This window comes from Mycobacterium sp. NGS62, assembly GCF_059812285.1.
Genome location: NZ_JCALCK010000001.1, coordinates 768,191 through 789,862 on the forward strand (window position 1 = coordinate 768,191; position 21,672 = coordinate 789,862).

Sequence of the window (21,672 nt, forward strand, 5' to 3'; positions counted from 1 at the left end):
TGGCCGCCACGTCAGGCGACGGTCCAGGTGTCCCGGCCGCGCAACAGCGACTGCAGGGCGGCGCGGTCCGCCGGCCTGGCTTCGGCAGCGGCCGTCAGCTGCGCGCGGGCGGCGTCGTCGTAGGTCGGCCGGTTGACCTGGCGGAAGATGCCCATCACCGTGTGCTCGAGGTTTTGGTCGGACAGCCGCGACAGCGCGAAGGCGTAGGCGGAGTCGGCCGCGTGTGCATCGTGCACGACGATCTCGCTGACACTGACATCGGCGGTCTTCGCCACTTCGAGACCGAATCCCGAACGCACCACGCAGTATTCGTCGTTGGCGCCGAAGACGACCGGCTCGCCGTGGCGGACGTTGATGACCCGCTCCTCGGCGCCTTCTTTGCGCAGCAGGTCAAATGAGCCGTCGTTGAAGATCGGGCAGTCCTGCAAAATCTCGACCAGCGCGGATCCACGGTGCGCCGCGGCGGCGCGCAACACCTCCGATAGCCCCTTGCGGTCCGAGTCCAGCGCGCGGCCCACGAAACTCGCCTCGGCGCCGAGCGCCAGCGACACCGGGTTGAACGGATGGTCCAGTGAGCCCATCGGCGTGGACTTGGTGACCTTGCCTTCCTCGGAGGTCGGCGAATACTGGCCCTTGGTCAGACCGTAAATCCGGTTGTTGAACAGCAGGATGGTCAGGTTGACGTTGCGGCGCAGCGCGTGGATCAAGTGGTTGCCGCCGATCGACAGCGCGTCGCCGTCACCGGTGACCACCCACACCGACAGGTCGTCGCGGGCCAGTGCCAGACCGGTCGCGATGGACGGGGCGCGGCCGTGGATGGAGTGCAGGCCGTAGGTCTCCAGGTAGTAGGGGAACCGGCTGGAGCAGCCGATACCGCTGACGAAGACGATGTTCTCCCGTCGCAGCCCGAGCTCGGGCAGGAAGTTGCGGATGGTGTTGAGGATGACGTAGTCACCGCAACCCGGGCACCAACGGACCTCCTGGTCGCTGGTGAAGTCCTTGGCCTTCTGCGGCTGGTCGGTGGTGGGCACTCCGCTGGTCTTGGACAACGCCTCCGTCACACCGAGGTCTGCGCCCGCCAAATTGCCGATCAGGTCAGTCATACGTCAGCTCCTACGCCATTTCCCACGGTAGCCGCCGCCAACCGTGCGAATGTGGCTTTGTCACTTTCTTTTTCGCCCAGGGTGCCGTCCAGGGCAGCATCGATGATCCCCTCGACCTCGTCGGCCAAAAACGCCATGCCCGCAACCTTGGTCACCGACTGCACGTCGACGAGATACTTGCCGCGCAGCAGCAGCGCCAACTGGCCCAGGTTCATCTCCGGCGCCACCACTTTCGGGTAGCGGCGCAGCACCTCGCCCAGATTGGCCGGGAACGGGTTGAGGTGGCGCAGATGGGCGTGCGCAACCTTGATGCCCTGGCGACGCGCACGCCGGCACGCTTCACCGATCGGGCCATACGAACTGCCCCAGCCGATCAACAGCAGCTCGGCCTCACCGGTGGGATCGTCGACCTCCAAGTCCGGAACCCGGATCCCGTCGATCTTGGCTCGGCGCAACCGCACCATCAGGTCGTGGTTGGCCGGCTCGTAGGAGATGTTGCCTGATCCGTTGGCCGCCTCCAGCCCGCCGATGCGGTGCTCGAGGCCGGGTGTGCCGGGAATCGCGAACTGGCGGGCCAGCGTTTCCGGGTCGCGGGCATAGGGCTGGAACGGCTCATCGGCCTTGGCGAAAATGTGCTCGATCGGCTCGATGGCATCGATGTCGGGGATTCGCCACGGCTCCGAGCCGTTGGCGATCGCGCCGTCGGACAACAGGATCACCGGGGTGTGGTAGGACAGCGCGATACGCACCGCCTCAACAGCCGTCTCGAAGCAGTCGGAGGGTGACCGCGGCGCCAGCACGGCAACCGGAGATTCGCCATTGCGTCCGTAGAGGGCCTGCAGCAGGTCGGCCTGCTCGGTCTTGGTGGGCAGACCCGTCGACGGGCCACCGCGCTGCACGTCGATGATCAACAGCGGCAACTCGGTCATCACGCCGAGGCCGATCGCCTCGGATTTCAGGGACAGCCCCGGGCCCGAGGTGCTGGTGACCCCCAGCGCGCCGCCGTAGGAGGCGCCCAATGCGGCGCCGATACCGGCGATCTCGTCTTCGGCCTGGAAGGTGATGACGTTGAAGTTCTTGTGCTTGGACAGTTCGTGCAGGATGTCCGACGCCGGGGTGATCGGGTAGCTGCCAAGGACCACCGTGATGCCGGCGAGCTGCCCCGCCGCAACGATGCCGTAGGACAGCGCCGTGTTGCCCGAGATCTGGCGGTACTCCCCTGCGGGCAGCTTGGCCGGTGAGACGTCGTAGGTGGTGCCGAACGCCTCGGTGGTCTCCCCGTAGTTCCAGCCCGCTTTGAGCGCAAGCACATTGGCCTCGGCGATGTCGGGCTTGCGGGCGAACTTCTCCCGGATGAATCGCTCGCTGGTTTCGATCGGCCGCCCATACATCCACGACAGCAGCCCCAGCGCGAACATGTTCTTGGCGCGCTGGCCGTCTTTCTTGGACGCCCCGATGGCCTCGACCGCACCCAGCGTCAATGCGGTCATGGCGACCGGCTGCACCACGTAGTCGGACAGCTCACCGTTTTCCAGCGGGTTGTCCTGGTAGCCGACTTTGGCCAGGTTGCGTTTGGTGAACTCGTCGGAATTGGCAATCACCAGGCCACCGCGCGGCAGGTCTGCGATATTGGCCTTCAGCGCTGCCGGGTTCATCGCGACCAACACGTCGGGTCGGTCACCCGCGGTGAGGATGTCGTAGTCGGCGATCTGGATCTGGAAAGAAGAGACCCCGGGCAACGTGCCCTGAGGTGCACGAATCTCAGCGGGGTAGTTGGGCTGAGTCGCCAGGTCATTACCGAAAAGCGCCGCCTCAGAGGTGAACCGGTCTCCGGTGAGCTGCATGCCATCACCGGAGTCTCCGGCGAAACGGATGACGACCTTCTCCAGCTTCTGTCGCTCGGGTGCCACCGTGCCTGCTGAATGAGATTCTGACCTGGCTCCGTCCTCGTTCGGACCCACGTCCCCGCCTTCCGTCACTGTCTACCGCACGGGCACTCTGCGTCGCGGCTACCGGTGGGCGCCGCCGGAGCGGACCCCCGGCCATTTTTATGTCACTGCTAGTACCGATTATTGCACTGCTCTTAGGGTTTGATCGACGCCGACGCGCGCACCCGCAGTACCGTAAGTCGGGCGAATATCAAGGTCAGAGGTATGAGGACGGCGCACGCGCAGGTCAACTGTGGTGTTCGTCACTTTTGCTGGCACGCAAAGTCTAAGAACACGATCTACGCGTGAGTAACGTTAGCTAGCACCCGCATGCGGGCACTGCGTTAGGCGCTCTTGTCGCGACGTTCGGTGCGCGACGGCTTGCGCGGCACGATGGTCGGCAGCACGTTGTCCTGCACGGTCTCCTTGGTCACCACGACCTTGGCGACGTCGTCGCGGCTGGGGATGTCGTACATCACCGGCAGCAGGACTTCCTCCATGATGGCGCGCAGCCCGCGGGCACCGGTGCCGCGGTGAATCGCCTGCTCGGCGATGGCTTCCAGCGCATCCTGGCTGAATTCCAATTCCACGCCGTCCATTTCGAACAGCCGGGTGTACTGCTTGACCAAGGCGTTCTTGGGCTCGGAGAGGATCTTGACCAGAGAGTCCATGTCGAGATTGGTCACCGACGCCACCACCGGCAGCCGGCCGATGAACTCGGGAATCAGCCCATACTTGATCAGGTCTTCGGGCATGACTTCGGCGAAGTGGTCGGTGGTGTCGATCTCGGCCTTGGAGCGGACCTCCGCCCCGAAACCCAGCCCGCGTTTGCCGACGCGGTCGGAGACGATCTTCTCCAACCCGGCGAACGCACCGGCCACGATGAACAACACGTTGGTGGTGTCGATCTGGATGAACTCCTGGTGCGGATGTTTGCGGCCGCCCTGCGGCGGCACCGAGGCCTGGGTGCCCTCCAGGATCTTCAGCAGCGCCTGCTGCACACCTTCACCGGAGACGTCGCGAGTGATCGAGGGGTTCTCGCTCTTGCGCGCGATCTTGTCGACCTCGTCGATGTAGATGATGCCGGTTTCGGCGCGTTTGACGTCGTAGTCGGCGGCCTGAATCAGCTTGAGCAGAATGTTCTCGACATCCTCACCGACGTAACCGGCTTCGGTCAGCGCGGTGGCATCGGCGATGGCGAACGGCACGTTGAGCATCTTGGCCAGCGTCTGGGCCAGATAGGTCTTGCCGCAGCCCGTCGGTCCCAGCATCAAGATGTTGGACTTGGTCAATTCGACCGGTTCGCCGGCCCGGGAATCGCGGCCCTTCTCACCGGCCTGGATGCGCTTGTAGTGGTTGTAGACGGCAACGGCCAGGGTGCGCTTGGCGGTGTCCTGGCCGATGACATAACCCTCCAGGAAGTCCCGGATCTCCACCGGCTTGGGCAGCTCGTCGAGTTTGACGTCGTCGGCGTCGGCGAGTTCCTCTTCGATGATCTCGTTACACAGATCGATGCACTCATCGCAGATGTAGACGCCGGGGCCGGCAATGAGCTTCTTGACCTGCTTCTGACTCTTCCCGCAGAAGGAGCACTTCAGCAGGTCACCGCCGTCTCCGATGCGCGCCATGGTGCTGGGAACCTACTTCCTGTTCACCGTCGATCCGTGGGTATTGCCGCGTGTATTTCTCGACGCTACCCGCTTGTTCCGGCGCGACGCGACCGTTAAGGCCGAATCGCGTCAGTGATATTCGTGCTTGTCCGCCTGAACATATCCCGTGCGGGCGCCTGTCGCGCGCCGGAACGCGCCGCCGTGTCTCTGGCGTGTCGCGGCCGTTACGTGACTGAGAGACGCAGTCCTACTGTGGGCCCGTGGGAATCGCCGTGCCCGACGATACCGTCTTGATCGGCGATGGCGGCTTGGCCACCGAGTTGGAAGCGCGCGGCCATGACCTGTCCGGCCCGTTGTGGTCGGCAAGGCTACTGGTAGACGCCCCCGATCAGATCAGGGCCGCGCATCTCGCGTTCTTCCGTGCCGGGGCGATGATTGCGACTACCGCCAGTTATCAGGCGTCGTTCCAGGGCTTCGCCGACCGCGGCATCAGCCGAGATGACGCGGTGCGACTGTTGCGGCGCAGCGTCGAGCTGGCGGTGTCGGCGCGCGATGACGCCGGCGTCGGCGATGCCGCACGCTGGGTGGCCGCCTCGGTCGGCCCGTACGGCGCTGCGCTGGCCGACGGGTCGGAATACCGCGGGGACTACGGGCTCAGCGTGGCGCAGTTGGAGTCCTGGCACCGGCCGCGGCTGGAGGCGTTGGCTGAGGCCGGCGCCGACGTGCTCGCTCTGGAAACCATCCCCGATGTCGACGAAGCCGAAGCCCTGCTCAACGTGGTGCGACAGCTGGGGGTGCCGGCCTGGCTCAGCTACACCGTCGACGGCGCCCGCACCCGCGCCGGGCAGCCGTTGACCGACGCGTTCGCGGCGGCGGCCGGAATTCCGGAGATCATCGCGGTCGGCGTCAACTGCTGCGCACCCCAGGACGTGCTGCCCGCGATCGCGTTGGCCCGAGACACCGGCAAACCGGTAATCGTGTATCCGAACAGCGGCGAACGTTGGGACAACGAGCGCCGCGCCTGGGTAGGCCCGCGACGTTTCGCACCGCAGCTGGCCGCGCAGTGGGTCGCGGCGGGCGCGCGGGTGGTCGGCGGTTGTTGTCGCGTCCGGCCCGCCGACATCGCTCAACTGGCCGCCGTCCTACGTCGAACGTGAAGCAGTTGCGAAAAATCGCGCGGAAATTCGCAACGGCTTCACGTTCGGCGCAGGGGATTACGCGGGATTGGCTGAGAGTTTCCGGTACTCCAGCACGGTGTCGATGATTCCGTAGTCCTTGGCATCTTCGGCGGTCAGGATCTTGTCGCGGTCGGTGTCCTTGCGGATCACCTCCGCGTCCTTGCCGGTGTGGCGAGCCAAGGTGGTCTCCATCAGCGTGCGCATCCGCTCGATCTCGGCGGCCTGGATCTCCAGGTCGGAGAACTGCCCCTGGATCACGCCCTGCAGCGACGGCTGATGAATCAGCACTCGCGCGTTGGGCAGCGCCATCCGCTTGCCGGGCGTCCCGGCGGCCAGCAGCACCGCCGCCGCGGAGGCCGCCTGGCCCAGGCACACGGTCTGAATGTCAGCGCGCACGTATTGCATGGTGTCGTAGATCGCCATCAGCGACGTGAACCCGCCGCCCGGGGAGTTGATGTACATCGTGATGTCGCGGTCGGGATCCAGCGACTCCAGTACCAGCAGCTGCGCCATGATGTCGTTGGCCGACGCGTCGTCGACCTGGACACCGAGGAAGATGATGCGCTCCTCGAACAGCTTGTTGTACGGGTTGGATTCTTTGACACCCCAGCTGGAGTGCTCGACGAACGACGGCAGGATGTAACGGGCCTGCGGCTGGATGTCGGGGTTCATGATGCGGCTCCGTTGACGGGGGCGTTGGTGATGATGTGGTCGACGAAGCCGTACTCCAAGGCTTCTTGGGCGGTGAACCAGCGGTCGCGGTCGGAGTCGGCGATGATCTTTTCGATCGGCTGGCCGGTGAATTGGGCGTTGAGCCGGAACATTTCCTGCTTGATGACCGCGAACTGCTCGGCCTGGATCGCGATGTCGGCGGCGCTACCGGTCACACCACCTAGCGGCTGGTGCATCAGGATGCGGGCATGCGGCAAGGAGTAACGCTTGCCCTTGGTGCCGGCCGCCAGCAGGAACTGGCCCATCGAGGCCGCCATGCCCATCGCGTAGGTGGCGACGTCGCACGGCGCGAGCACCATCGTGTCGTAGATCGCCATGCCGGCGCTGATCGAGCCGCCCGGAGAATTGATGTAGAGCGAAATGTCTTTGGTCGGGTCCTCGGCGGCGAGCAGCAGAATCTGCGCGCAGAGCCGGTTGGCAATGTCGTCGTTGACCTCTGACCCCAGGAAGATGATGCGCTCGGAGAGCAAACGCTCATAGACGGAGTCGACGAGGTTCAGACCCTGCGTGTTCGAACGCATGTCACCGCTCACAGTCCAGTACCTGCTTTCTCGTGTTTCATATGCACCGACACTAACCAACCGGCGTCGTCGCGCACTCCCTCAAGTACCGACGTTCGCTCAGAGCGTCACTTCGGCTCGTCCGATGACTCCTCCGACGCGGCTACCGCATCCTCGGCTTCCTCAACGTCCCCATCGTCCGCACGCCTGCCGAAGAACTCGCTGGTGTCGATGACATTGCCGTCGCTGTCGGTGACGGTGGCCGCCTCAACCACCGCGGCAATGGTCAGTCCGCGGCGCACGTCGGCGAACATGGCCGGCAGCTGGTTGTTCTGTTGCATGTAGGCCAACAGCTGCTGCGGCTCGATGCCGTATTGCTGCGACGTCAACACCAGCCGCTCGGTGAGGTCGTCCTGGCTGACCTGGACCTCGAGATCCTCGGCCAGCGTGTCCATCAGCAGCTGGGTCTTGATCGCCTTCTCGGCCGCCGACCGGGTGTCGGCGTCGAATTCTTCGCGTGATGACCCTTGCTCGGCCAGCGCCTCGGCGAACTTGGCTTCGTCGTGCTCGAACCCGTGGATGGCGTTGTGCAGGGTGTCGTCGACCTGGGCCTGCACCACCGCTTCGGGCAGTGGAATGTCGACCTGCTCGAGCAAGGTGTCCAGCGTGGAGTTGCGGATCGCTTCGGCTTGTTGGACGCGCTTGGTTCGGCGGACCTGATCGGTCAGGTTGGCACGCAGCTCCTCGATGGTGTCGAATTCGCTTGCCAATTGCGCGAATTCGTCATCGGGCTCGGGCAGTTCGCGTTCCTTGACCGACCCGACGGTGACGGTGACTTCGGCCTGTTTCCCGGCGTGTGGACCGGCGGCCATGGTGGTGGTGAAAACCTTGGATTCACCGGCGGACAGTCCCACCAGCGCTTCGTCGAGGCCGTCGACCAGCTGACCGGAACCGACTTCGTGGGACAACCCCTGTGTCGCCGCTTCGGGCACATCTTCGCCGTCGATGGTGGCGGACAGATCGATCGACACGAAATCTCCCTCGGCGGCTGGCCGGTCAACACCGGTCAGCGTGCCGAACCGGGCCCGCAGCGACTGCAGCTCCGCGTCGACGTCGTCGTCGCTGACTTCAATCGGATCGACGCTGACTTTCAGCGCACTCAGGTCGGGCAGGGTGATCTCGGGGCGAACGTCGACTTCAGCGGTGAAGACCAGCTCCTGGCCGTACTCCTTCTGCGTTACGTCGATCTCGGGTTGGCCCAGCGGCCGCACGTCGGATTCCGTGACCGCTTGGCTGTAGCGGCCGGGTAGCGCCTCGCTGATTACCTGGTCGAGCATCGCCTCGCGCCCGATGCGCGCCTCGAGCAGCTTGGCCGGCGCCTTGCCGGGACGGAACCCCGGCAGCCGCACCTGCTTGGCCAGCTCCTTGTAGGCACGATTGAAGTCGGGCTCGAGCTCGGTGAACGGCACCTCGACATTGATGCGAACCCGGGTGGGGCTCAACTGCTCGACGGTGCTCTTCACGGGGTACTCCTCGGTGTCGGTTCTGGTGGTCTTGGGTGGGTCTCGGCGGCTGGTCGGGGTGACAGGATTTGAACCTGCGGCCTTCCGCTCCCAAAGCGGATGCGCTACCAAGCTGCGCTACACCCCGCGCTGACCTCGCGATCTTACGGCCCGACCCAGCCATCCCCGGCAGCCACCTCACGAGCAGGACACGGGACGGCATCATTTGGAATTGATGTCTGCCGCGACGTACAGTCGCGCTCGACTGATACGTGCGGGCGTAGCTCAATGGTAGAGCCCTAGTCTTCCAAACTAGCTACGCGGGTTCGATTCCCGTCGCCCGCTCAAGCTGGAGTTCCCGGACAGGGAAGGCCGACGAGGCCGAGCGCTGCGAGGCTGAGGAGACCGACAATCCAGCACCTAAGGACGATGGCCGACATCGACATCCACGGCACGTGCACGCCACGGTTCGAGCGAGTCCGCGACGCGTTCGAGCAAAACTTTGCGCTGCGTAACGAGGTCGGCGCGGCGGTCGCGATCTACGTGGACGGCGAGCTTGTCGTCGACCTCTGGGGCGGCTCGGCGGACGAGTCCGGTTCCTGGCCATGGGGCCAGGACACGCTGGCAGCCGTGCTCTCCGCTACCAAGGGCCTGACGAGTACCTGCGTGCACCAACTCGTCGAACGCGGCGAGCTCGACCTGCATGCGCCGGTGGCCCGCTACTGGCCCGAGTTCGGGCAAGCCGGCAAACAGGACATCACGGTCGCCATGGTGTTGGGTCACCGATCCGGGGTGATCGGGCCGCGTCGTCCACTGCGCTGCGAGGACGTCCTCGACTGGGATTTGGTCTGCGAGCGACTGGCCGTCGCGGAGCCCTGGTGGGAGCCGGGCACCGCGCAGGGCTATCACCTGTCCACTTTCGGCTTCATCCTCGGCGAGGTAGTCCGCCGGGTGACCGGCCACACGCTAGGTCAGTACCTGCGCAGCGAGATCGCCGAGCCGCTGGACGCCGACGTCCACATCGGCTTGTCGTCGGCCGACCTGGATCGCTGCGCAGACCTGATCGGCAAACCGCATCCCGACGAGCTGCTGGCCAATGCTCCCGACTGCCCGGTCACACTGGATGACCACCCGAAGGCGGGGCTGGCGGTGTCGTGGGGGTTCATCCCCAGCGACGAACTCGGGTCCAACAACCGCACACTGTGGCGCCAACTCGACCTTCCCGACATCGGAGGCCACGTGTCGGCGCTGGGACTGGCGACCCTCTACAACGCGTTGGCTCAGGAGAAACTGCTCAGTCGCGGCTACATGGAGGCGGTCCGGACCTCGCAGGGCGGCTTCGACACCGATCTGGTGTTAGGACCGCGCGTCGCGGACCATGGCTGGGGCTTGGGATACATGCTCAACCAACGCTGCGTCAACGGACCCAATCCGCGGATCTTCGGGCATGGCGGCCTGGGCGGTTCGTTCGGATTTGTCGACCTGGAGCACCGCATCGGCTACGGCTATGTGATGAATCGGTACGACGCCACCAAAGCCAATGCCGACCCCCGCAGCGTCGCACTGTCCGACGAGATCTACGCGGCGCTGGGCATCACCAAAAACTGACGCGCGCGGCGGCTAGTGGCCGCCGCCACCGCCGCCACCGCCGCCGTGTCCGCCGCCACCGTCTCCCCCGCCACCGCCGGGGCCGCCACCGCCAGGACCGCCGGGCCCTGGCCCTCCCGGCCCGGGTCCGCCGGGACCATAATCGCCGCCGGGACCGATGCCCGGACCGGGTCCGGGGCCATCGCAATACGGCCCGTTTCCGGGATTCCACGTATCGCCCGGGTTGCATGGGTAGTTCGAGGAGGGCGTCGGTTGGGATTGAGCATCACTGGCCGCACCCAGTCCGACCAGGCCAAGGCCTGCCGAAAGCATGGCTGTCGTTGCAGCGACCCGTACAGATTTCTTCATCTTTGATCCGTACCCAGGCGGCCTGTGCGTGAAACGAAATCATCCGTTAAGAACCGTTGGTAGACAACACAACCGACAAGGTTAGGCACCGCATGCGAATTACTTGCACCTGCGCGCAACGTTGGTCACGTCTGGCACTGGGGGCACCAGAAGACGTTGCGGCCCTCCAGTTCGGCGGTGCGGACCGTCGTCGCACATACCCGGCACGGGTCGCCGGCGCGGCGGTAGACGTAGGTGCGGGGCTTTCCAGGACCGTATGACGGCGCACCGTGGTCGTGTTCGGGACGCACCACGATGATCTTGCCGCGCCGCAGACCTACCTTCATCAGCGCCACCAGATCCGTCCATGCCGTGCTGAATTCGGTTTCGCTGACCCTCTGCCCGGACCGATAGGGGTCGATACCGTGGCGGAACAACAACTCACTGCGATAGACGTTGCCGACTCCGGCGATGACTGTCTGATCCATCAACAGCGCGCCGATTGGCCTGCGCGACTTGGTGATCCGCGACCATGGCCAGGCCGGGTCGGCGTCGCGGCGCAGTGGGTCGGGCCCGAGCCGCGCCACCACCTCGGCGACCTGTGCGTCGTCGAGCAGTTCGCACACCGTCGGGCCGCGCAAATCGGTGCCGTAGTCAGCGCCAACCATTCGCATCCGCACCTGACCGACCGGCGCGGGCATCGCCTCATCGAGCGGGCGCTCCCATTCGGTGAACGTGCCGTACAAACCGAGGTGCACATGCACCGTGGGGCCTAGGGCGTAATGGTGAAACAGATGCTTGCCCCACACACTGGTGCGGCGCAGCACCCGGCCGTCGACCGCGGCGGCCGACGCGGCGAACCGGCCCTGCGGACTGGAGACGGCCACCGGCCCGCCGGCAAACCGGCGCTGGTGCAGCCGCGCCAGTCGGTGCAGCGTGTGGCCCTCGGGCATGGAGGGTTACCCGGTTGGGGCACCGGGCACCGGCGGTGCCTGACGGGTGCGTTCGTACTCGGCGAGGATGTCGATACGCCGTTGGTGGCGTTCGGCTTCCGACCACGGTGTGTTCACGAAGGCGTCGACGATGGCCAGCGCCTCCGGAACGGTGTGCATGCGGCCGCCGATACCGATCAACTGTGCGTTGTTGTGTTCGCGGGCCAGCGTCGCGGTCTCGACGCTCCACGCCAGCGCGCACCGCGCTCCGGGGACCTTGTTGGCCGCGATCTGCTCACCGTTGCCCGATCCGCCCAGCACGATGCCCAGGCTGCCGGGGTCGGCGACCGTGGCCACGGCCGCGGCGATGCAAAACGCCGGGTAGTCATCCTCGGCGTCGTAGCTGAACGCGCCGCAGTCGATCGGCTCGTGTCCGGACTTCTTCAGATGCTCGGTGATCTGCAGCTTGAGTTCGTAGCCGGCGTGGTCGGCACCCAGGTAGACGCGCATGCCGGTCATTGTGTCAGTCGAATTCGGGTCGTTCGGTGCGGGTTCGCTTGAGCTCCCAGAAGTGCGGGTAGGACGCGAACGTCACCGAGGCGTCCCACAGCTTGCCGGCCTCCTCATCGCGCGGAATCTTCGACAGCACGGGACCGAAGAACGCCACACCGTTGACATGAATGGTTGGGGTTCCGACGTCCTCGCCGACGGGGTCCATGCCCGCGTGGTGGCTCTTGCGCAGCGCCTCATCGTTGGCGTCGCTGGTGGCGGCGTCGGACAACTCGGCCGGCAACCCCACCTCAGCCAGTGACTGCTTGATCACGTCGTCGAGCTCTTTGTTGTCCTCGTTGTGAATGCGGGTGCCCATCGCGGTATACAGCGGCCCGAGCACGTCGGCACCGTGGGCCTGCTCGGCGGCGATCGCCACCCGGACCGGGCCGAACGCCTTTGCCATCCGCTCTTTGTAGTTCTCGGGCAGGTCTTCGCGGTTCTCGTTGAGCACGGCCAGGCTCATCACATGAAAGTTGACCTCGATGTCGCGGACCTTCTCGACTTCCAGGATCCAGCGCGAGGTGATCCATGCCCACGGGCATAGCGGGTCGAACCAGAAATCGGCAACTGACTTCTCGGGCATGGAAGGTCCTCTCATTGATGATGCGGTAGCCGCCCAGCACAACCGAGGCAGCGCGACGCGTGTTCCCCGATACCGGCTCCGAGCAAGGATATGCAGCGTGACCGACGCGGCAACCATGCTGGACGGTTTTCAACTGCTGCCGCCCGGCTAAGTTGGGACACGTGGTTCTTCCCAATCTCACCCGCGACCAAGCCGTCGAACGTGCAGCGCTCATCACCGTCGACCGGTACCGCATCAGCTTGGACCTGACCGATGGCAACGGCGCGCCCGGTGAACACACCTTCCGATCGACGACAACCGTGGACTTCGGGGCGCTCGCCGGCGCCGACACCGTCATCGACATCGCCGCCGACACGATTCACAGCGCCACCGTCAACGGCCGCGACCTCGACGTGTCCGGTTATGACGAATCGACCGGCATCCCGCTGAAGGGGCTGGCCGAGCACAACGTCGTCGTGGTGGACGCCTCGTGCCGGTATTCCAATACCGGTGAAGGTCTGCACCGCTTCGTCGACCCGGTCGACGAGCAGGTGTACCTGTACTCGCAGTTCGAAACCGCGGACGCCAAGCGGATGTTCGCCTGCTTTGATCAGCCCGACCTCAAAGCCGCCTTCGATATCACGGTCACCGCACCGAGCCATTGGCAAGTGGTGTCCAACGGTGCCACCGTTGCCGTCGACAACGGTGTGCACACGTTTGTCACCACGCCGCGGATGAGTACTTACCTGGTGGCTCTGATCGCCGGACCGTACGCCCGGTGGGACGACACCTACGTCGACGAGCACGGCGAGATTCCATTGGGGATCTTCTGTCGGGCGACGCTGGCTGAGTTCATGGACGCCGAGCGGCTCTTCACTCAGACCAAGCAGGGATTCGGTTTCTACCACAAGCACTTCGGCACCCCATATGCATTCGGCAAGTACGACCAGTTGTTCGTGCCGGAGTTCAACGCCGGCGCGATGGAGAACGCGGGCGCCGTGACCTTCTTGGAGGACTATGTCTTCCGCAGCAAGGTCACCCGCGCCTCCTATGAGCGGCGCGCCGAAACGGTGCTGCACGAGATGGCGCACATGTGGTTCGGCGACTTGGTCACCATGCGATGGTGGGACGACCTGTGGCTCAACGAGTCGTTCGCCACCTTCGCCTCGGTGCTATGTCAAAGCGAGGCAACCGAATTCAGCGAGGCGTGGACCACGTTCGCCAATGCCGAGAAATCGTGGGCCTATCGGCAAGATCAGCTGCCCTCGACGCACCCGGTGGCCGCCGACATTCCCGACCTGGCCGCGGTCGAGGTCAACTTCGATGGCATTACGTACGCCAAGGGCGCGTCTGTGCTCAAACAGCTCGTGGCTTACGTCGGGCTGGAGCATTTCCTGGCCGGTCTGCGGGACTACTTTCGCGAGCACGCGTTTGACAATGCCACGTTTGCCGATCTACTTGGTGCGCTGGAGAAGTCGTCGGGACGAGACTTGTCCGACTGGGGCCGACAGTGGCTCAAGACCACTGGGCTCAACACGCTGCGCGCCGATTTCGACGTCGACGACGGTCGGTTCACCCGGTTCGCGGTAACCCAAAGCGGTGCCGCGCCGGGTGCCGGTGAGACGCGAGTGCATCGCCTCGCAGTCGGTATTTACGACGACGACGGATCGGGCCGGTTGGTGCGGGTGCATCGCGAAGAGCTGGACGTCGACGGCCCGAGTACGGACGTCCCTGCGTTGGTCGGTGTATCACGCGGGCAGTTGATTCTGGTCAACGACGACGACCTGACCTACTGCTCGCTGCGATTGGATCCTTCGTCATTGGACACCGCATTGCAGCGAATCGCCGATATCGCCGAGCCCCTGCCGCGTACCTTGGTGTGGTCGGCAGCCTGGGAGATGACCCGCGAAGCCGAACTGCGGGCCCGCGACTTCGTGGCCCTGGTTTGCCGTGGCGTTGTCGCCGAAACCGAAGTTGGTGTGGCACAGCGGCTATTGCTGCAGGCGCAGGCCGCGTTGGGGTCGTATGCCGAACCAGAGTGGGCGCGCGCAGACGGCTGGCCGGCGTTCGCCGATCGGCTACTGGAGTTGAGCCGCGGTGCCGAAGCCGGCTCGGATCATCAACTGGCGTATGTCAATGCGATGTGTTCATCAGTGCTGTCCGAGCGTCATATCGAGGTGCTGTCGGCGCTGCTCGCCGGCGATCCCGCCGAGGTGGGGTTGGCGGGGCTGGCCGTGGATACCGATCTGCGCTGGCGAGTGGTCACCGCCCTGGCCAGATCCGGTGCCATCAATACGGATGTCATCGATGCCGAGGTGCAGCGCGATCCCACCGCCGCCGGCAAGCGGCACGGTGCGCAAGCGGCGGCGGCGCGTCCGCAGTTGCCGGTCAAGCAAAAGGCGTGGACCGAAGTTACCGAGGACGACACGCTGCCCAACATCACCGGGCGTTCGATCATCGCCGGCCTCGTCTCCCCCGGACAGGCCGAGTTGCTCCAGCCGTTCACGGCGCGCTATTTCGCTGCGATACGCGGGGTTTGGGAGCGCCGGTCCAGCGAGGTCGCGCAAACCGTTGTGGTGGGCCTGTATCCGTCCTGGGACATCAGCGAGGGCGGCGTCGCTGCCGCCGATGAGTTTCTGGCCGACCCGGAGCTGCCGCCGGCGTTGCGAAGGCTGGTGTTGGAGGGGCAGGCCGGAGTGAAGCGGGCGCTGAAGGCCCGCGCGTTCGACGCTGCTGGCGTGAATTGACGTGTGGCGGGACACCGCTGTCACTGCCGCACCAGATGGGGCGGCGGGACGCCGGCGATGACGGCACCGAAGTTGTCCAACGCCTTCTTGCCAGAAGACCAGTAACTGCTGTGGGCGGCAACGCCGGGAATCCCGCGGCCTCCGGCGGGTCCGGGGTCGGCGTCCAGCACGGTGGCGCCGAACTCCGGCGCTGTCGGGTCAGCCCCCAGCGTCCACTCGGTGGCAGCGCGGCCCAGTTCGATGATGTCGTTGACTGCTCGGGTGGCGTACACCTGGGCGCCGGGAGCCAGGTTGAAATCGGCGGCACGGTCGACCAGTACACCGGGGCTGCCCACTGCAATCACGTTGTCCGCGTTGAGGTGGTGCCCGCCCGAGGCCGCCGCACCCACCAGAGTCGAGCCATAGCTGTGCCCGATCACCGTGTCGATCGATGGCGGGCCGGCATGCGATGCCCGCATCCCACTCTCAAACGCATCCAACGCTTCCGCACCCGCAAGGGCGGAATGTGCGGACGCCGCGTGCGTCACATCCATCGGCCGGTCATAACCCATCCATGTCGTGACCGCCACATCGCCGGGCTGCAAACTGGGGTCGGCGTGCAAGGCGGCGTCGTACATCGCAAGCGACCTCTCGTCGCTGTATCGCAACCGGGGCAGGTCTTCGCCGGTGCCGGGCACGAAAGTGGCGTTGCGTTTGGCGTGGTCGGGTTCGCCGATCGAGACAGCGGCGTGGCCCTGATCATCGATTAGTCCCAGATAGCGTTTGGGCCCATCATTGCCCAAAGCGCTTTGCACGGCGTGGTACCCCTCAAGGCGATGGCGTGCCGCCAGGAGTTGGGGCGCCAGAGCAGTGAATTCGCCGATAGCGGCGCCGCTGCGATCACCCATGTACATTCGGCGCGCCACTTCGTCGACACGGTGTTGCATCCGTTTGACGTCGGCTTGTGTGGTCCTGGTCAGCTCATCGAGGTGTTGTCGGTTGTATCTGTCTTTATCGACGAACGGCATTCCGGGATGGTTGCCGATGCTGTGATCTCGGCGGTAAAGCCGGTCTTGCTGTTCGGGGCTCAGCTTCACCCAAAAGTCATGGAACTGCTTTGGATCCTCCGGCAGCGGCCTGGACAGCGAATCGTCGACCGTCGCCGTCCCGTCCTTCACACCCAGCACCTGGTACTCGCGACCGATCGTGCGAATACGTGCGCCAATCAGGTTAAGGTCGCTGTCGACTTGCCTGATCACCTCGGCCACGTCGCGAATTCCCTTGCGGGTGATTGGCATCAGCGCCTGCTCGTGATCTGCGCCGCGCGGCACCGATGCCGCCGCGTCGAGCACCCACTGCTTGACACCATCCAGAATCTGTCGTCCGGCAGACACCACGGCAGCCGAGCGATCGACCTCGGCGCCAAGCCGCTGATCCAGTACGGCCAGTTGGCCCAGCACGCGCCCCTGCATGCTATTGGCTTCGGCGTACGCGTCGGCCGCCGTACCAGTCCACCGCATCGCCGGTGCCGCTGACTCCACACCACTTTGCGCCCAACGTAATTGAGTGCCGCAGTCGAATGCTGCGCCCTCTTGTGGAGCACCGTTTCCTAACGTGGAGCGGGCGTCAGACCAGGTCGACATAAAGATGGCAAGCGCTCCCACCCAATCTCCCTTGTCCCGCGACCAGTCCCCCTCGTAAGTCTAAAAGCCCGCACCCCAGGCCTTTGCCGGAAATTTGCGGTCAGGTGCTGATATCAATCACGAGCCGCGCGCCACCTGCTTTAGCCCCGGGCATTGCTGGTTAAGCGCGTCGAGCGCGTTATCCGTCATGGTGTTGTATTTGTGGACGTTGGCAATCCTCCCGGGGCGGATACTCTTCTGCGGACATCTTGTTGGCCTCGCGTTGCAGTTGCGCGTTGAGCCCCATGGCGTCCGCCCACGTGGTCAACGGCTTCTTCATCTCCAGTGTCTTCACTGAACCCGCCGCGGCACGCAGCTTGTCACTGAGCGTCGATTCCCTCTCTACGATCACCTGGGTCAGCTAACGTGCCGTCGTCGAGCCCGGTGTTCATCCACGTCGTCAACTCGTTCGACTGGCGGCCAAGGTCTTCCACAGCCGCACAGTCCTTTTCCAACGGAGTCGCGCCGTCGTAGGTAATCCAAACGGTCGCCGCACCGCCACCGGCCACCAGGATTGCGGCGGTCAATACCCACAACCAGCGTCGCCGCAACCAACTCGATGTCATCGATTTTCCTCAGGGCCGAGGCGGGATCGTGAACTCTTCACCACAAAGGTCTGGTATGTGAATCGTGATCTTGGGGTTGGAATTGTGGATGTTATAGATGTCCTGGATACTCACCGGTTTCCATTCGTTTAAGCCAATCGGCGGAGGTGTGCGACCCGGATCGCCAATGAGCGACAGGTGGTTCTGCTCAAACTGGTAGTCAATCCACTCACCCCGATACCACTTTCCGTCATTTTGTTGGACCCACTGAACATGGCCCGTAGCATCCGGATTGAAGCTCTCGCTGACCCATCGGAACCGGTAAGACTCCTTGCCCACGACCATGGGGTCCTCTCCCCAACCGTTAGGCGGCGAGTGCCAATGCGCCGTTAAAGCGGCGTGGCACCGGTTTTCGGCGAGGTCTCACTCGCCAACGTCACGTGTTCGGTCGGCGCCCTACCGGCCGGAGTGTTTTCGCCGGGCGCTGCTTCATCACGGTTCTCCGACACCATTTCGACATCGCCTGCGGCGTGCTCGCCGTGTTGCTGCGCCATTTGGCCGGCTTGTTGAACGGATTGCTGAACCCCTTGCAGCAGCGGTTGAGCCAGCTGCCCCAGTGCCTGGGGTCCACCCTGGAACAGGCCCGCCAACGCCTGAGCCAGCTGGCCTCCCATCTGACCTAGCTGCCCCAGCATTTGGCTGGCGCCGGCTCCAGAACCCTTGCCTCCACCAGGTGCGCCCTGTACCGGCCCGCCCGGACCGCCGGTCGCTTCCCCGGCCGCCCCCAGCCGGGTCGCCGAGCCCTGGTCGGCTTGGTCGTAGGCGTGCGCTGCGGCCTGCAGAGACTCCGAAAGGTGCCTCCCGACGTTGACTGCCCCTTGAATCGAGCCCTGCCGCGCACCGAGCGCACCGCCCAAGGCTGCATGCACCGCTGAGGCGATCGGTCCATGCGTCAACTCAACACCGGTCGCCTGGGCGGTCGAACCGAGCAAACCCGACACGACGTCTGCATGGGTCTGAGCAAACCCCCGCAACCCGTCGGTCTCCATGAACAGATTCTCTTGGGTCACGTGTCCCTCGTCTCAGCGATTGCACCCACCTACGCTGCGCATAAGTCTAAGGGCGTGCAGACGAGGGTCAGACCGGTAATTTCGCACCTGTCCGACCGACGGAAAACTAAGCCGAAGAGATACCCGAACTCAGCACCCGGACCGCACTGATCAGCCCGTCGAGCAGATCGCCGTCCTTGAACGCCGCCGCAGCCGCAGCAACACCCAGCGGCGCGGCCGATTCGGCTCCCCGGCCTCGCAGCTGCGAGCCGTAAACGACCTCGATCGCACGCTGGTCAGGCGAGACCGCCACCAGCACGGCATTGTCGGGTGTCGGCACATCGGCGAGGATTTCGCGGGCCCGAGCGGCGGTGTCGTCGCCGAGGTCGCCGATATACACCGCGAACCGCGCATTGGAGTCGCGCGACCCGTAGGTCAGCGCGTCGTCGAGCGTGGCGAGGTCTTTGATCGGGAATGGGTAGTGCACGGACACATCGCCGGGCTCGGTGACCCCGGAGATCCGTCCACTGACGGTGATCACCGAGCCGCTGGGCAACCCGGCGGGTTCGACGGTCGCAATCTCACCACTTGCCACTGGCGCCACCTCCCACGGTCAACTCGGAGCCGTGACCATGGTGACCATCACCGACAGCCTCGTCGGTGGCGGCCCACAGGATCGGCGAGTGGGTCCATGGCTCGGATAACTTGTAGGTCGCCGGGTGGGCCCCCTTGTGGGACCAGATCAGCGTCACCAACACGATCACCAGCAACAACGGGATTCCGAGGAAATAGAGGTGGATCTCCATCAGGCTCACGACGCAAACCGTATCCCACCGCTGCTTGGCAGTGAAAGGGCCTCGGTTGTTACCTAATGCGACTGTGGTCGGTGCATGTGACGACGATGGCTTCGCTGCGGATGCGTCCGATCCGGCGCAGCTGATGAGGAAGTGACGAGTCGAAATATGCGCAGTCGCCCGCTTCCAAGGTGACGGTCTGATCTCCGCAGCGCATTTCGACGGTACCGGAATGAACGAACACCAACTCTTGCCCAGCGTGCACGGGGTGCGGATGCTCGCCGAACTCACGGGTGGGATGAACAATGAAGGGAGACATGGCTTTTCCCAGCATGCCGACCGCCACCGCGTGATACCGGTCAACCGAGCGCCCCTCGGCGCGGTCGATCGACAGCGTCGTATCCGCTGAATTCTTGGAGAACAGCTGCGCTACATCGACTTCAAGCGCGCGGGCCACCTCTAACGCCACCGCGATCGACGGGGTCGAACGCTGACGTTCGATCTTCGAGAGGTAGCTCTTGGTCAGTCCGGTCGCTTCGGCGAGTTGCTCGAGCGTCATCCCGCGCTGCAGACGCACTGAGCGCAGCAGAGCACTCATCGCACCTCCGTCATCACGAGCGGGCTTCCGACAGGAGGAGTTTACACGCTCAACGATAGGACACCTTGTGTCTTATCGTTGACGCTGTGTTAGCGTCTGGTGCATGGTCCTTGCAGCTGCCGTGCAGTTAGAGGCGGTACTCGGCGATATCTCGGCCAATCTGGCCGCCTGCGAACGGCTTGCCGACGAAGCGGGCCATGCAGGCGCCACCGTCATCGCGCTTCCGGAATTCTTCACGACCGGAATTGGGTTCGAAAAGTCGCTTGCCGCAGCCGCTCTGCCGCCAGACGGTGCGGCCACCGAACTATTGACCACGCTGGCCGCTCGCCATGGGGCGTTAGTCGGAGGCTCGTTTTTGTGCCGCGACCCTGACGGCCATGTCCGTAACGCCTACCTGCTTGCTGATGCCGGCGGCGTCGTTGGACGTCACAACAAAGACCTGCCCACCATGTGGGAGAACGCGTTCTATGTGGGCGGCGACGACGACGGCGTCCTGAACACCGGGGAGCACGCCGTTGGGGCGGCGGTGTGCTGGGAATTGATGCGCACCCAAACCGTTCGACGCCTACGCGGCCGGGTAGATCTGGTGATGACGGGCTCGGGGTGGTGGTCGGTTCCGCCCTGGACACCCCGCTCGATGTTCGCCCGACTCGAGAAGGACAACGCCGCCACCGCCCGTCGCGCGGCGGCGTCGTTTTCGCAGTATGTGGGCGCGCCGGTCATCCATGCCGCCCACGCCGGCTCGCTGACCTGTCCGATGCCGTGGCTGCCGGTGCAATACCGCGGTTATTTCGAAGGCTCAACGCTGATCGCCACAGCAAGCGGCGCCGTCGTCGCCGAACGTCGCGCCGACGAAGGAGAAGGGGTGGTTCTCGGCGAAATCACCCTCGGCCGCGAGAGCGCCACCCTGGAACCACCGGCCGGCTTTTGGCTGCATCAACGCGGCTGGTTGTCCGCTGCCACCTGGCATTACCAGCGCTGGCATGGGCGGCGTTGGTATCGGCGTCACGTCGCAGCCAAGTGAGGCGAGCTTCGCCTGACTGCTACGCGGCTCCCTCACCCAGATACCGCGCCCAGGCCGGGTCGAGTTCTTTGACGGTCGACAGCAACCGCCAGTGCTGGCCCTTCGGCGATGCCGGCGCCAACCGCAGCGACCAGCCCAGCTCGGCCAGCAGCCGATCCCCCTTGCGGTGGTTGCACGTCGAGCAGCACGCCACGCAGTTCTCCCAGGAATGGTCTCCGCCGCGGCTGCGGGGCACCACGTGGTCGACGGTGTCAGCCTTGGACCCGCAGTAGGCGCAGCAGAAGCGGTCGCGGTGCATCAGCGCCGCGCGGGTCATCGGGACCCGGGCCCGGTAGGGCACCCGCACATAGGATCGCAGCCGGATCACCGACGGCACCGCGATCGACCGGGTCGCCGAGTGGATCACCGGGCCGGCCGGATCGTCGTGCACCACGTCGGCCTTGCCGCAGATCAGCATGATGATCGCCCGTCGCATCGGCAGTGCGGTCAGCGGCTCGTAGGTGGAGTTCAGCAGCAGCACCCGCCGGCGATTCCAGATGGATCCAGCGTCACGCGCGGTGGGCGGAGGACTGTCGACGCTGTGCAGGCATGACCCGGTTGCGGGGCCGGTTAGCCCTGCCGCGACACCGGAACTGCGGTGGCCGCGGCGTCTCTTATGCTGCGCCATACGTCCTCCGCCGAACAGTCCACCATGATTCCCGATCGACCGCACGCCAAATT

At 65.0% G+C, this 21,672-nt stretch carries 23 protein-coding genes and 2 tRNA genes; 5 read left to right on the forward strand and 20 right to left on the reverse strand.

What is annotated here, in order from left to right:
* Positions 1-11: 11 nt before the first annotated feature.
* From AC5Y49_RS03575 to clpX, 3 genes are all read right to left on the reverse strand, one after another.
* Complete coding sequence (locus AC5Y49_RS03575; protein ID WP_499884384.1) at positions 12-1,103, reverse strand: 2-oxoacid:ferredoxin oxidoreductase subunit beta; 1,092 nt, start codon at positions 1,101-1,103, stop codon at positions 12-14.
* Positions 1,100-3,064: a 2-oxoacid:acceptor oxidoreductase subunit alpha gene (locus AC5Y49_RS03580; protein ID WP_499884385.1), complete on the reverse strand. Its 1,965-nt coding sequence runs from the start codon at positions 3,062-3,064 to the stop codon at positions 1,100-1,102. Before AC5Y49_RS03580 ends, AC5Y49_RS03575 begins: the two co-directional genes overlap by 4 nt.
* A gap of 311 nt (positions 3,065-3,375) precedes the next feature.
* Entirely contained in the window at positions 3,376-4,659 is a 1,284-nt protein-coding gene (gene clpX, locus AC5Y49_RS03585) for an ATP-dependent Clp protease ATP-binding subunit ClpX (protein WP_499884387.1), read from the reverse strand.
* Positions 4,660-4,907: 248 nt separating this feature from the next.
* Between clpX and mmuM the strand changes: the two genes are divergently transcribed.
* Positions 4,908-5,798, forward strand: coding sequence for a homocysteine S-methyltransferase (gene mmuM / locus AC5Y49_RS03590; RefSeq protein WP_499884650.1), 891 nt, complete (start codon positions 4,908-4,910; stop codon positions 5,796-5,798).
* A 57-nt stretch (positions 5,799-5,855) separates the two neighbouring features.
* Here the strand turns inward: mmuM and clpP2 are convergent, their stop codons facing one another.
* From clpP2 to AC5Y49_RS03610, 4 genes are all read right to left on the reverse strand, one after another.
* On the reverse strand, positions 5,856-6,491 hold the full coding sequence (gene clpP2 / locus AC5Y49_RS03595; protein WP_065015597.1) for an ATP-dependent CLP protease proteolytic subunit ClpP2: 636 nt from the start codon (positions 6,489-6,491) through the stop codon (positions 5,856-5,858).
* On the reverse strand, positions 6,488-7,072 hold the full coding sequence (locus AC5Y49_RS03600) for an ATP-dependent Clp protease proteolytic subunit (protein ID WP_499884388.1): 585 nt from the start codon (positions 7,070-7,072) through the stop codon (positions 6,488-6,490). The genes clpP2 and AC5Y49_RS03600 overlap by 4 nt, the downstream gene beginning before the upstream one ends.
* A gap of 107 nt (positions 7,073-7,179) precedes the next feature.
* The gene (gene tig, locus AC5Y49_RS03605; protein WP_499884389.1) at positions 7,180-8,574 is read right to left on the reverse strand and encodes a trigger factor; all 1,395 of its coding nucleotides are present in this window, start codon (positions 8,572-8,574) and stop codon (positions 7,180-7,182) included.
* Positions 8,575-8,624: 50 nt separating this feature from the next.
* A tRNA-Pro gene (locus AC5Y49_RS03610) sits at positions 8,625-8,701 on the reverse strand.
* A gap of 126 nt (positions 8,702-8,827) precedes the next feature.
* Between AC5Y49_RS03610 and AC5Y49_RS03615 the strand changes: the two genes are divergently transcribed.
* Together AC5Y49_RS03615 and AC5Y49_RS03620 are read left to right on the forward strand one after the other, a co-directional pair.
* Positions 8,828-8,898: transfer RNA gene (locus AC5Y49_RS03615), tRNA-Gly, on the forward strand.
* A gap of 84 nt (positions 8,899-8,982) precedes the next feature.
* Positions 8,983-10,161 carry a serine hydrolase domain-containing protein gene (locus tag AC5Y49_RS03620; protein WP_499884390.1) on the forward strand — a complete coding sequence of 393 codons (1,179 nt, stop codon included), beginning with the start codon at positions 8,983-8,985 and terminating at the stop codon, positions 10,159-10,161.
* On the opposite strand, the gene AC5Y49_RS03625 is transcribed toward AC5Y49_RS03620, so the two are convergent.
* From AC5Y49_RS03625 to AC5Y49_RS03640, 4 genes are all read right to left on the reverse strand, one after another.
* The gene (locus tag AC5Y49_RS03625; protein ID WP_499884391.1) at positions 10,131-10,343 is read right to left on the reverse strand and encodes a hypothetical protein; all 213 of its coding nucleotides are present in this window, start codon (positions 10,341-10,343) and stop codon (positions 10,131-10,133) included. The genes AC5Y49_RS03620 and AC5Y49_RS03625 overlap by 31 nt on opposite strands.
* 291 nt (positions 10,344-10,634) lie before the next feature.
* On the reverse strand, positions 10,635-11,441 hold the full coding sequence (locus AC5Y49_RS03630) for an Fpg/Nei family DNA glycosylase (RefSeq protein WP_499884392.1): 807 nt from the start codon (positions 11,439-11,441) through the stop codon (positions 10,635-10,637).
* Between the two features lie 6 nt (positions 11,442-11,447).
* Positions 11,448-11,930, reverse strand: coding sequence for a ribose-5-phosphate isomerase (locus tag AC5Y49_RS03635; RefSeq protein WP_499884394.1), 483 nt, complete (start codon positions 11,928-11,930; stop codon positions 11,448-11,450).
* Between the two features lie 13 nt (positions 11,931-11,943).
* Positions 11,944-12,555, reverse strand: coding sequence for an Rv2466c family mycothiol-dependent reductase (locus AC5Y49_RS03640; protein ID WP_499884395.1), 612 nt, complete (start codon positions 12,553-12,555; stop codon positions 11,944-11,946).
* Between the two features lie 161 nt (positions 12,556-12,716).
* On the opposite strand from AC5Y49_RS03640, the gene pepN reads away from it, so the two are divergent.
* Positions 12,717-15,281 carry an aminopeptidase N gene (gene pepN, locus AC5Y49_RS03645; protein WP_499884396.1) on the forward strand — a complete coding sequence of 855 codons (2,565 nt, stop codon included), beginning with the start codon at positions 12,717-12,719 and terminating at the stop codon, positions 15,279-15,281.
* Between the two features lie 20 nt (positions 15,282-15,301).
* Here the strand turns inward: pepN and AC5Y49_RS03650 are convergent, their stop codons facing one another.
* From AC5Y49_RS03650 to AC5Y49_RS03685, 8 genes are all read right to left on the reverse strand, one after another.
* Entirely contained in the window at positions 15,302-16,924 is a 1,623-nt protein-coding gene (locus tag AC5Y49_RS03650; RefSeq protein ID WP_499884397.1) for an alpha/beta hydrolase, read from the reverse strand.
* Positions 16,925-17,081: 157 nt separating this feature from the next.
* Positions 17,082-17,294: a hypothetical protein gene (locus AC5Y49_RS03655; protein ID WP_499884398.1), complete on the reverse strand. Its 213-nt coding sequence runs from the start codon at positions 17,292-17,294 to the stop codon at positions 17,082-17,084.
* A complete protein-coding gene (locus tag AC5Y49_RS03660) occupies positions 17,263-17,508 on the reverse strand; it encodes a hypothetical protein (RefSeq protein WP_499884399.1) in 246 nt (81 codons plus the stop codon). Before AC5Y49_RS03660 ends, AC5Y49_RS03655 begins: the two co-directional genes overlap by 32 nt.
* Before the next feature lie 9 nt (positions 17,509-17,517).
* Complete coding sequence (locus tag AC5Y49_RS03665; protein WP_499884400.1) at positions 17,518-17,832, reverse strand: hypothetical protein; 315 nt, start codon at positions 17,830-17,832, stop codon at positions 17,518-17,520.
* A gap of 44 nt (positions 17,833-17,876) precedes the next feature.
* Positions 17,877-18,557: a type VII secretion target gene (locus tag AC5Y49_RS03670; RefSeq protein ID WP_499884401.1), complete on the reverse strand. Its 681-nt coding sequence runs from the start codon at positions 18,555-18,557 to the stop codon at positions 17,877-17,879.
* Between the two features lie 106 nt (positions 18,558-18,663).
* The gene (locus tag AC5Y49_RS03675) at positions 18,664-19,131 is read right to left on the reverse strand and encodes a DUF5130 domain-containing protein (protein ID WP_499884402.1); all 468 of its coding nucleotides are present in this window, start codon (positions 19,129-19,131) and stop codon (positions 18,664-18,666) included.
* Positions 19,118-19,342 carry an aa3-type cytochrome oxidase subunit CtaJ gene (ctaJ, locus tag AC5Y49_RS03680; protein ID WP_499884651.1) on the reverse strand — a complete coding sequence of 75 codons (225 nt, stop codon included), beginning with the start codon at positions 19,340-19,342 and terminating at the stop codon, positions 19,118-19,120. The genes AC5Y49_RS03675 and ctaJ overlap by 14 nt, the downstream gene beginning before the upstream one ends.
* A 58-nt stretch (positions 19,343-19,400) precedes the next feature.
* Positions 19,401-19,928, reverse strand: a complete 528-nt coding sequence (locus AC5Y49_RS03685; protein ID WP_499884403.1) for a helix-turn-helix domain-containing protein — start codon at positions 19,926-19,928, stop codon at positions 19,401-19,403.
* A gap of 103 nt (positions 19,929-20,031) precedes the next feature.
* On the opposite strand from AC5Y49_RS03685, the gene AC5Y49_RS03690 reads away from it, so the two are divergent.
* Positions 20,032-20,952, forward strand: a complete 921-nt coding sequence (locus AC5Y49_RS03690; RefSeq protein ID WP_499884404.1) for a carbon-nitrogen hydrolase family protein — start codon at positions 20,032-20,034, stop codon at positions 20,950-20,952.
* Between the two features lie 19 nt (positions 20,953-20,971).
* Here the strand turns inward: AC5Y49_RS03690 and AC5Y49_RS03695 are convergent, their stop codons facing one another.
* Positions 20,972-21,619 (reverse strand): HNH endonuclease, encoded by a 648-nt coding sequence (locus AC5Y49_RS03695; protein ID WP_499884405.1) that lies wholly within the window; start codon positions 21,617-21,619, stop codon positions 20,972-20,974.
* Positions 21,620-21,672: the final 53 nt, after the last annotated feature.